The organism is Streptomyces sp. NC-S4 (genome assembly GCF_054353315.1).
Map to the genome: position 1 here is coordinate 7,316,974 of NZ_CM135937.1, position 11,097 is coordinate 7,328,070.

Genomic DNA, 11,097 nt, shown 5'->3' on the forward strand with positions numbered 1-11,097 from the left:
GTGCGGGGCATTGCCCGGTGGTGGTCGCGCCTCGGCGCGGTGCCGCAACGGCCCCGGCGGCGACCCGCCACCGGTTGCCGGTCCAGGTACGGCTGCTGGCTCCGCCTGGCGGTGGGCCGTGTCCGGCTTTGCCGGGGCGCGGTGCCGCAACGGGCCTTGCCCGGCGGTGATCCCACCGTCGGTTGCGCCTCGGCGCGGTGCCGCAAGGGCCCCGGCGTGGCCCGCCACCGGGCGCCGGTCCCGGGGTACCGATGCCGGCTCCGCCGAGGTGCGGTACCGCAACGGCTCCGGTACTGCTCCCGGCTCCGCCGGGTGGGGCTCCCGCGGTCGGCTCCGCCCGGAGCAGTACTGGAACGGGCGCCCGGGGGCCCGCCACCGGGCGCCGGTCCCGGGGTACTGCTCCTGGTTCCGCCGGGGCGCGGTGCCGTGCCCCGGCGGAGCATCCACCACCGGGCTGCCGGGCCGGATCCGCCCGGCTGTGGTTCCGCCGCCTGCGTGTCGCGGCACTCCGCACCGGCACCGGCACCCGCACCCCGCAAGCGCAGCGCCCCGCGGACACTCCGCCGCCGGGATCCCCCCACGAGCGAGATGGCGTCATGAACCCGAACCCCCACGCCGCCCCCGGCCCGGTACCGCACCTGCGTCCGGCCGGTCCGCAGACCCTCCGCATCCTGGCCGAGCTCATCGCCCAGGAACAGCCCGTCTTCGCCATGCCGTCCTGGTTCGTGTCCACCGAATCCGCCCAGGCCGGCCACCTCGTCAGCGAGTTCGTCCGGGAGCTGGGCGGCCGCCCGCCCGGCACCCACTACCGGAGCTTCTTCGCCAACTCCCGCTACGAGGCCCTGCACGGCGCCGTCAAACTCCTGCGCCACCGCGCCGCCGCGACCGCCACCTCCCACCGGGGCCGCGTCCTCGTCCTGGACCCCGACGGCACCCTCGCCCGCCGCACCGATCCGCTCGGCGAAGGCCCCGACCGCGCCCTCGCCCCCGGCCTCCTCACCCACACCACCGTCGCCGGCCTGCGCACCGCCCTGCACGGCACGACCGTGTGCGGACTCGTCGTCCGCGCCCCCGAACTCCTCGACGCCACCGCCCTCGCCGCCGTCGTCGAACTGGCCCGCACCGCACGCGCCACCGGGGCCCGCGTCGTCGTCGACCTCAGCGACGTCGCCCCGGACAGCCCGGCGGACCCGGCCGTCACCGCGCTGCGCCCCGACCTCGTCGTCCTGGGCGAATCCCTCACCGGGTACGAGGTCCCGTTCGGCGCCTTCACCGGCACCCACGACACGTTCGCGCCGTGGACCACCCCGAAGACCGGATTCCTGCACTCCAACACCTACGGCGGCAACAGCGTCGCCATGCGCGCCGTCGGCGCCCGGCTGCGCCCCCGCTGGGACGCCGCCGCCCCGGTGCACGGCGTCCTCGCGGCGGCCGCCGCCGACCGGCAGGCCACCCTCGACCTGTACGCCCGCCACGTGAACCCGATGGCGGTCCGCATGCACCGCAAGCTGCACGGCGCGCTGAACGTCGTCCGCGCCAAGGGCTCCCGGCTCACCGTCCGCCTCGACTCCGGCCGCGAACTGGACCTCGTCGACGGACTGTGCGGGGCCGGGCTCGGCGTGGCCGGCCACAACCCCGCCGACGCGCTGACCGACGTCGTACGCGACCACGACCCCGCCCGGGACCACGACCCCGCCCGGGACCACGTGCGCGAGCTCGAACAGGTCCTGGCCCGCGAAACCGGCCTGCCCCACACCTTCCCCGCCGTCAGCGGCGCGTCCGCGGTCGAGAGCGCCATCACCCTGGCCCGCCTCGCCCGCCCCGGCCGGCGCCGCATCGTCGTCTTCAAGCACAACTACGGCGGCAAGACCCTCGTCTCCCTGCTCGCGACCGCCGCCGGACGCACCCGCGCGCCCTTCGGCCCCCTCTACGACGACATCCGCTACATCGACCCCTTCACCCCGCACGCCGTCGACGACTTCCGCAAGGAGGCGGCCACCGGCGAGATAGGACTGGTGTGGATCGAACTGGTCCACGGCAGCTCCGACGCCTACGCCCCCATCCCCGGACCGCTCCTCGACGCCGTCACCGCGGGCCGGGCCGAGCAGGGCTACCTCGTCGGCGTCGACGAGGTCCTGACGTCCTACTACCGCTGCGGAACCCGCTTCGCCCACCACGGCCGGCTCCCCGCCATCGACCTCATGAGCCTGTCCAAGGCCCTGAGCTACGGCTGCTTCCCCACCGGCGCCGCCCTCGTCTCCGACGAGGTGTACGCGGCCGCCCGCCGCACCAACCCGCAGCTGGTCGAGGAACTGCGCACCCACCACGCCCACGCCCTGGGCGCCCACTTCGCCCTCCAGGCCATCCGCCAGGTCGACGCCCTCGGCCTGCCCGAACGGGTCCGGGCCCTGTCGGGCCTCGTGGCTTCCGGACTCGCCGCGATGGACACCGGGCCGCACGGCGTGATCGGCCGCCGTTTCGCCGAAGGCATGCTCGGCCGGTTCGAAGCACGCGTCCCCGGAGCCCTCGGGCGCTTCGTCGACCCCGAGGGCGAGTGGATGACGTACGCCCTGATCCTCTGGTGGATCACCCGCGCCCGGGCCTTCGTCGTCTACGACGTGTTCCTGCTGCCCCTGACCGCCACCGAGCGGGAGGTCTTCCAGGTCATGCGCGGCGCCCGCCGCCTCTCGCGCACCGGCCCGGCCCGGCTCCTCGCCCACGCCGCCCTGTTCCGGCTCGGCCAGCGCCTGTCCGGCGCGCTGAAGCCGGGCCGTACGTCCCGTACCCCCGCACCGTCGAGGAGCACCGTATGAGCACGCAGAACGTCGAAGTGATCCGCACCTTCTTCCGGCTGTTCGACGAGGGCCGCCTCGCCGACATCGAGCCGCTGCTCGCCCCCGACTTCGAGTGGGTCTACCACGGCCCCGCCTCGCTGCCGTGGGCCGGCGTCTACCGGGGGGTCGAGGGCTTCCGCGCGTTCTTCGCCATCGTCCGCGAGCTGATCCGGGTCCAGGAGTGCGAAGCCCACGAGTACCTCGACGCGGGGGACCGGGTCGTCGTCCTGGGTGTGAGCCGCACCCACGTCCTGGCCAACGGCGCACGCTACGAGGCCCAGTGGATGAACGTCTTCACCGTCCGCGACGGCCTCATCTCCCGCTACCTCGACCTCTTCGACACCGCCAGCGTCGTCGAGGCCCTGGAGCGCGACCCGCAGGAGGTGACCGCGGCCCCGTGAACACCATCATCCCCACCACCCCCACCACGCTCGGTGCGGCCTTCACCGCCGTCGCCCGGGCCCACCCCCACCGCACCGCCCTGATCCACGGCGACCTGCGGATCGGCTACGGCGAACTCGCCGCCCGGGCCGCGGCCGCCGCCCGCCGGCTCGCCGACCGGACCGCCCCCGGCGAGAGCGTCGGGCTCTGCGCCCGGCGCTCGCCCGGCACCATCGCCGCCCTGCTGGGCACGGTGCTGGCCGGAGGCGCGTACCTGCCGCTGGACCCCGACGCGCCGGACGGGCGGATCCGCGCCCTCGTCCTCGCCAACGAGCTGCGCACCGTCTTCGCCGCCGGCCAGGACACCGCGCGGCTGCGCGCCCTCCTGCCCGCCGCGGTGACGGTCCTGCCCGTGGACGAGGACGCGACGCCGGACGCGGGCCAGAGCCCGCCGTACACCAGTGCGGCCGCTCCTGCGGCCGGGCGGACCGCCTACGTCATCCACACCTCAGGCAGCACCGGCACTCCCAAGGGCGTCCGGGTCGCGCACCACTCCGTCCTCGCGCTGGCGAACGCCCCGGAGGCCGGGCTGACCGCCGACGACACCGTCCTGCAGCTCGCCCCGCTCCACGTGGACCCTTCCGTCTTCGAGATCTGGGGCGCCCTGCTCAACGGCGCCCGGCTCGTCCTGCCGCAGTCCGAGCGGCCCGGCATCCACGACATCGGCCGGGAGTGCGCCCGCCACGGCGTGACCGTCCTGCGGCTGGCCGCCCCCCTCTTCCGGCTGGCCATGGAACACATCACCGCGGACCTGAGCGGGCTGCGCCTGTGCGTGTCCGGCGGCGACCGGGCCGACGCGGACGCGGTACGGACCGCCCTGCGCGAGCTGCCCGGCTGCCGGATCGTCAACGGCTACGGGCCCACGGAGACCACGGTCTACGCCTGCTGGCAGACCTTCGACGCCCCGGACGACTGGGACGACGCCTGGCAGGACGTGCCGATCGGCCGCCCGTTCGCCGGCGCCACCGCCCACGTCCTGCGCCCCGACCGCACCCCGGCCGCCCCCGGCGAGGAGGGCGAACTCTGCATCGGCGGCCCGGGCGTGGCCCAGGGCTATCGCGGCGAGCCGGAGCGGACCGCCGAGCGCTTCGTCCCCGAGCCCGGCCGGCCCGGCCGCACCGCCTACCTGACGGGCGACCGGGTCCGCCGGCTCCCCGGCGGCGAACTCGCCTTCCTGGGACGCCTCGACGACCAGGTCAAGATCCGCGGCCACCGCGTCGAACCGGCCGAGACCGAGAGCGCCCTGCGGACCCACCCGGCGGTCCGCGAAGCGGTCGTGGTCCCGTACGGCGCCGCGAACGCCCGCCGACTGGCCGCCTACGTAACCCTGACCCCGACCAACCCGCTTGTCCCGGCCCCGACCACCCCGGCCACAACTGTTCCGTTCGTCCCGGCCGTGGCCGCCCCGGTCGCCCGGGCCATGGCCGACCCGGTCGCCCCGGCTTTCGCCGATCCGGTCGCCCGGCCCGCAGCCGTTCCGTTCGTCCGGGCCGGGGCCGACCCGGTCCCCCCGGCCCCGGTTGGCCCGGCCCCCACCGGCCCGGTCCCGCCGGCCTCGGCCGATCCGGTCGCCCGGCCCGCAGCCGTTCCGTTCGTCCGGGCCGGGGCCGATCCGGTCCCCCCGGCCTCAGTTGACCCGGCCCCCACCGGCCCGGTCCCGCCGGCCTCGGCCGATCCGGTCGCCCGGCCCGCAACTGTTCCGTTCGTCCCGGCCCCGGCCGACCCGGTACCGACGCCTCCGGCTGATCCAGCGGCCCCGGCTCCCGCCGGACCGGTCTCCCCGGCCTCGGCCGACGCGGTCGTGCGGGCCGCAGCCGACGGGGTTGCCCCGGCCACGGACCCGGCCGACGTGCTCATCGCCCACGTCGGCCGGCTGCTGCCCGGGCCGGCGGTTCCGGCCGTCGTCACCGTCCTGCCGGAGCTGCCGGTCACGGCCAACGGCAAGGCCGACCGCCGACTGCTAGCCGCCCTCGCCGACCGCGCGGCCGCGGCCGGCTCCGGTCCGGCCCCCGGTGCGGACGAGGGCTCCGCCCTGCGCGCCGTCTCCGCGCACTGGGAGGCCGTTCTCGGCCGCGCCGTCGGCCCGGACAGCGACTTCTTCGCCGTCGGCGGCGACTCCCTGGCCGCGCTGGCCGTCCTCGCCCGCCTCGAACGCGACCAGGGCGTGGCCCTGACGACCGCCGACCTCTTCACCGCCCCCACGATCCGCGCCCTGGCGGCCCGCGTGGCCACCGCCCCGAAGGCGGTACGCCCGGGGCACGACCCCGCCGCCGACCCCGGCACGCCGCTGTCGTTGTCCCCCGCCCAGGAGGGGATCTGGTTCGAGCAGGAGGCCATCGGAAGCACCGGCCGGTACGTCATCGGCCGCGGCCACTTCGTCGACGGCCCCCTCGACCCGGCCCGGCTGCGGACCGCCCTGACCCTGCTGGCCCGGCGCCAGGCGGCCCTGAGGACCGTCGTACGGCGCGACGCCGACGGCTGGCGGCAGAGCCTGACCGCCGACCCGGGCGCGGCGGTGCGCCACATCGACCTCACCGGCGTGCCGGCCGGCGAACGCCAGGCCCTGGCCCGCGCCCTGGCCGCCGAGCACCGCACGGCGGAGCCGGACCCCGACGGCACGCGGCTGCTGCGCACCCTGGTGCTCACCCTGGACGCCCGGAGCACGCTGGTCCACTTCGCCGTCCACCACGCCATCGCCGACGACTGGTCCCTGGACCTCTTCACGTCCGAGCTGTCCGCCCTGTACGCGGACCCGGCGGCGGACCTGCCGCCCCTGGACCCGGGCTACCCCGAGCACCTGCGGCGCTCCCTCGCACCCCGCCCCGAACGGCTCGCCGCCGCGACCCGCTTCTGGCAGGACGCGCTCGACGGCGGCGCCGCCGCACTCGACCTGGTCACCGACCGCCCCCGCCCCGCCGTCCTCAGCGGATCCGGTGACCGGGTGCGGCTGCGGATCGGCGCCGCACAGCACGCGCGGCACACCGCGGCCGCCCGCCGGCACGGCGTCAGCCCGTACATGTTCGGCCTGGCCGGCGTGTACACGGTGCTGGCCGCCCACACCGAACGCGACACCCTCACCCTGGGCACCCTGGCCGCAGGCCGGAACCGCGCCGACGCGCAGGGCCTCGTGGGCTGCTTCGTCAACCTGCTGCCCGTCCGCGTCGAGGCGGACGCGGACACCACGGCCGGTGTTCTGCTCGCCCGCGTCCGCGCCGCCTGCACCGAGGCCCTGCAACACGAGGACGTCCCCTTCCAGACCGTGGGCCGGGAACTCGCCGAGGCCACCACCGGCCGGGGGGCCGTCCCCTTCCAGGCCGTCGTCAACCACCGCCGGAGCCGCCCGCGTCCACTGGAGCTGCCCGGCGCGCGGACCGCACCCTGGGACGCCGGCGACCGCGGCACCGCCACCTTCGAGCTGTCCTTCACCTTCCAGGAGGAGGGCGACGGCCTCGACATCGAGGTCGAGTTCAGCACCGACCTCTACGACCGGGCCACCGCACAGCGGCTGGCCGGCCAGCTCGCCGCCGTGCTCGACCGCCTCGCGGACGGCGACCCGCCGCTGCGCGCAGTCGCCCTGTACGAACCGGGCGAGTACGAGCGGCTGAGCCGCGCCCCGGAGCCCGTCCCCCGGGCGGCCCGGACCACCCTGCCCGCCCTCTTCGCCCGGCAGGCCGCCGCCCACCCGCACAAGACCGCCGTCATCGGCGCCGGCACCAGCCTCACCTACGCCGAACTCGACCGGCTCACCGACACCGTGGCCGCCCGCCTCGCCAACCGCGGGATCCGGCCCGGCGACCGCGTCGCCGTGTGCCTGGAGCGCTCCCCGCTCCTCGCCGCGACCCTCCTCGGGGTGCTCAAGGCCGGAGCCGCGTACGTGCCGCTCGACCCGGCGTACCCGGCGCGGCGACTGCGCCACTGCATCGCCGACGCCGGTGCCGGCGCGCTGGTCTGCGCCAAGGACACCGCCGACACGCTGTTCGGGCCGGGTACGCAAGGCTCCGGCCCGCCCGTCCTGGACATCGAGGCCCTCACCGCCCCCGGCGAGCGCACCGCGCCCCCCGCGCACCCCGGCGACCCGGCCGCCCCCGCGTACGTCATCTACACCTCCGGCAGCACCGGGCGCCCCCGGGGCGTCGCCGTCTCCCACCGCGCGGTCGCCAACACCCTCCTCGCCTGCCTCGACCGGCACCCCTTCACCGCCGACGACGTGTGGCTCCAACTGACCTCGCCCGGCTTCGACGTGGCCGCCTTCGAGCAGTTCACGCCGCTCGTCTCCGGCGCCACCCTGGTGTACGCGGACGACGACACCCGCGCCGACGGCCCGGCCCTCACCCGCACCCTGCGCAGCGCCGGGGTCACCGTGATGGTGACCGTACCCTCCCTGCTGCGCGCCCTGGACCGCCCCGACCTGGCCGGCGTACGCGTCCTGCTCGTCGCCGGCGAGCCCGCGGACGTCCACGACACCCGGCACTTCGCCGCGGACCGGGTCGTCGTCAACGGCTACGGCCCGACCGAAGCGGCGATCCTCGCCACCACCCACCGCGCCGACCCCGCGGACGACCGGGCCCGCGTGCCCGTGGGCACCGCCCTGCCCGGCACGGCGGCCCACGTCGTGGACCGCCACGGACGGCTCGCGGCCACCGGCGTGCCCGGCGAACTGTGGCTCTCCGGCGCCGGACTCGGCGACGGCTACCTGGGCGACCCCGGGCGGACCGGCGAGTCGTTCACCACCCATCCCGCACTCACCGGCGCCGGCCGCTGCTACCGCACCGGGGACCGGGTGCGCCGACTGTCCGACGGATCGATCGACTACCTCGGCCGGCTCGACCACCAGATCAAGCTGCGCGGCTTCCGCATCGAGCTCGGCGAGATCGAGGCCGCGCTCGCGGAGCACCCCGGTGTCCGGGAGGCCGTCGCCGTCCTCCTCACCGCCGGGGCCGACGCCGAACTCGCCGTCGGCTACGTCGGCACGACCGACCCCCAGGACGCCCGCGCCCACCTGGCCCGGCTGCTCCCCGCCCACATGGTGCCCCGGCTGGCCGTGCCCGTCCCCGCCATCCCCACCGGCAGCCACGGCAAGGCCGACCGGCCCGCGCTCGCCGCCCACCTGGCCGCCGTGCGCGGGCGGCGGCCCCACCCGGCCAACCCGGCCGCCGACGGCGCCGACGGCCCCGCGAACGGGACCGAGCGGCGGCTGCTCGCCCTGTGGGAAGACGTGCTGGGCGGGCCGGTGGGCTCCCCGGACGAGGACTTCTTCGCCCAGGGCGGCCATTCCCTGCACGTCATCCGGCTCCTGGGCCGCATCGAGCGGGAGCACGGCGTCCGGATCGCCGTCGCCGACTTCCTCGCCGCGCCGACCGTACGGGAGGTGGCCCGCCTGCTGGCGGGGTCCGACCCGGCGGCCGGGGCCCGGCCCGTGGGGCCCGACGACGTGCGGCTCGACCCCGCGATCGCCTTCCCCGCACGCCCCGGCCCCTTCGACCCGCACGACGCCGTCCTGCTCACCGGAGCCACCGGATACGTGGGTTCCCACGTCCTGGCCGAGCTGCTGGACCGCACCACGGGCCCGGTCCTGTGCCTGGTCCGGGCCGCGGACCCGGACGCCGCCCGCCGACGGCTGTCCGCCGCCCTGCGCCGGCACGGGCTGCGACCCGACGCCTCGGACCCGCGGATCGTGCCCGTCCCCGGCGACCTGACCCGGCCCGGCCTGGGCCTCGGCGCCACCGACCGGGAGCAGGTCCTGCGCGCCACGACCGTCCTCCACCTCGGTGCCGAGGTCCACCACGTATCCGGCTTCCACCACCTGGCGGCGGCCAACGTGGGCGGCACCGCCGAACTCCTGAGGATCTGCGCCGAGGGCCGCCCGGCCCGCCTCCACCACGTCTCCACCCTCGGCGTGTTCCGCGACGCACCCGGTGGCGCCCGCCCGCGCACGATCACCGAGGCCACCCCGGCCGCCGCGGAACGCCACCCCCGCGGCCGAGGCTACGCGGCCGCCAAGTGGGCAGCGGAGCACCTCGTCGCCCAGGCCCTCGAACGCGGCGCCGACGCCCGGATCTACCGGCTCGGCCGGGCCGGCGGCAGCACGACGGGCGCCGTCAGCGAGGACGACTTCCTCAGCCGGCTCCTCGTCACCTCCGCCGCCCTCGGCTGCCATCCCGACGACCCGCGGCTCGCCACCGACGCCCTTCCCGTGGACACCATGGCCCGGGCCCTGGTCGCCCTGGCCCTCGCCGACGGAGCCCCCGGCACCGTCCACCACCTGCACCACCCCCGGCGGACGCCCCTGGCCGAACTGCTCGCCGTGCACGACCGCCGCACGGGCCGGACCACCCGTGCCGTCCCGCTGGACACCTGGCTCGGCCGCCTGGCCGACGCCGAGGCCGACGGCACCGCGCTGCCCGCCCTCGCCTACCGCGAGTACTTCCGGGACCTGCGCGACCACCCGGACGCCCGCCCCCTCGACCACCGCAACGACGCCACCCTCGCAGCCCTGCGGGCCCACGGCATCGCCCCGCCCGCCCTGGACGACGAGCTCGTCGGCCGCTGGTGGCACGACCTCGACCGGAGCACCCGCGCATGACCGACCCGACGACCGCACCGCACTACCCGATGGAACGGCAGTGCCCGTTCGCCCCGCCACAGGAGGCCACCGCCGTCCGCGACGCGGGCACCGTGCCCCGCGTGACGCTGTGGAACGGGGTCCGCCCCTGGCTGTTCACCCGCTTCGACGACGCCCGCACCGTCCTGTCCGACCCCCGGTTCAGCGCGGACAAGAGCCGCCCCGGCTACCCGCTGTCCAGCGCCGTCGCCCTCGCCGAGACCGCCGTCGAACCGACCCTGCTCATCATGGACAACCCCCGGCACGACGCCGTACGGCGCCTGGTGCTCGGCGAGTTCACCGTGAAACGGGCCGAAGGCCGGCGCCCGGCCGTGCGCGCCGTCGTCGACGGCTGCCTGGACCGCATGCTCCGTGGCACCGAGGCCGACCTCGTGTCCGACCTGGCCCTGCCCGTCGCGCTCACGGTCATCTGCGAGTTCCTCGGCGTGCCCTTCGAGGACCGCGAGCTCTTCCGCGGTCTGACCCACACCATGAACGTCGTCGCCGGCACCACCGAGAGCGCCGCCGCCGCCCGGCAGGCCCTCCAGGACTACCTCGAGGACCTCGTCGCCGCGGCCGAACGGGAACCGCGGGACGGCTTCATCGGCCGCATGGCCGCCCGGCACCGGCCCGACGGGACCATGACCCGCAGCCAACTCGCCGCGATGGCCCTGCTGCTGCTCACCGCCGGCCACGACACCACCGCCAACATGATCTCCCTCGGGGTGCTGACCCTGCTGCGCCACCCCGCCCACTTCGCCGCCCTCGGCGCGGACGACGACCCCGAACTGCTCGCCGACACCGTCGAGGAGATGCTGCGCCACCTCACCGTGGTCCAGCGCGGCATCCGCCGGATCGCCGTCGAGGACGTAGTGGTCGGCGACCGGCTCGTCCGGCGCGGGGAGGGCGTCGTCGCCGCCATCAACGTCGCCAACCGGGACCCCGAACGCTTCCGCTCCGGCGAGGAGTTCGACCCGGCCGCCCGCGCCCACGGCCACCTCGCCTTCGGCTACGGGCCCCACCAGTGCCTGGGCCAGGCGCTGGCCCGCGTCGAGCTCCAGGAGGTCTACGCCGCCGTGGCCCGCCGGATCCCGACGCTGCGCACCGCCGTGCCCGTCGAGGAGATCCGCTTCAAGTCCGACATGGCCGTGTACGGGGTGCACGCCCTGCCCGTGACGTGGTGACCCCGCCGCCGCGCACGGGCCGCCGTCCCGTACCGGA

The 11,097-nt window shown here is 76.6% G+C and carries 4 protein-coding genes; all 4 read left to right on the plus strand.

Annotation, left to right across the window (positions count from 1 at the left end; all coding sequences use genetic code 11):
- Positions 1–596 precede the first annotated feature (596 nt).
- Genes ACXNSR_RS32750 through ACXNSR_RS32765 form a run of 4 tightly spaced genes read left to right on the plus strand, consistent with a single transcriptional unit; the run spans position 597 to position 11,060 of the window.
- A complete protein-coding gene (locus ACXNSR_RS32750; RefSeq protein ID WP_458638967.1) occupies positions 597–2,813 on the plus strand; it encodes an aminotransferase class III-fold pyridoxal phosphate-dependent enzyme in 2,217 nt (738 codons plus the stop codon).
- On the plus strand, positions 2,810–3,235 hold the full coding sequence (locus tag ACXNSR_RS32755; protein WP_458638968.1) for a nuclear transport factor 2 family protein: 426 nt from the start codon (positions 2,810–2,812) through the stop codon (positions 3,233–3,235). The genes ACXNSR_RS32750 and ACXNSR_RS32755 overlap by 4 nt, the downstream gene beginning before the upstream one ends.
- A complete protein-coding gene (locus tag ACXNSR_RS32760; RefSeq protein ID WP_458638969.1) occupies positions 3,232–9,858 on the plus strand; it encodes a non-ribosomal peptide synthetase in 6,627 nt (2,208 codons plus the stop codon). The genes ACXNSR_RS32755 and ACXNSR_RS32760 overlap by 4 nt, the downstream gene beginning before the upstream one ends.
- The gene (locus ACXNSR_RS32765; protein ID WP_458638970.1) at positions 9,855–11,060 is read left to right on the plus strand and encodes a cytochrome P450; all 1,206 of its coding nucleotides are present in this window, start codon (positions 9,855–9,857) and stop codon (positions 11,058–11,060) included. Before ACXNSR_RS32760 ends, ACXNSR_RS32765 begins: the two co-directional genes overlap by 4 nt.
- Positions 11,061–11,097 lie beyond the last annotated feature (37 nt).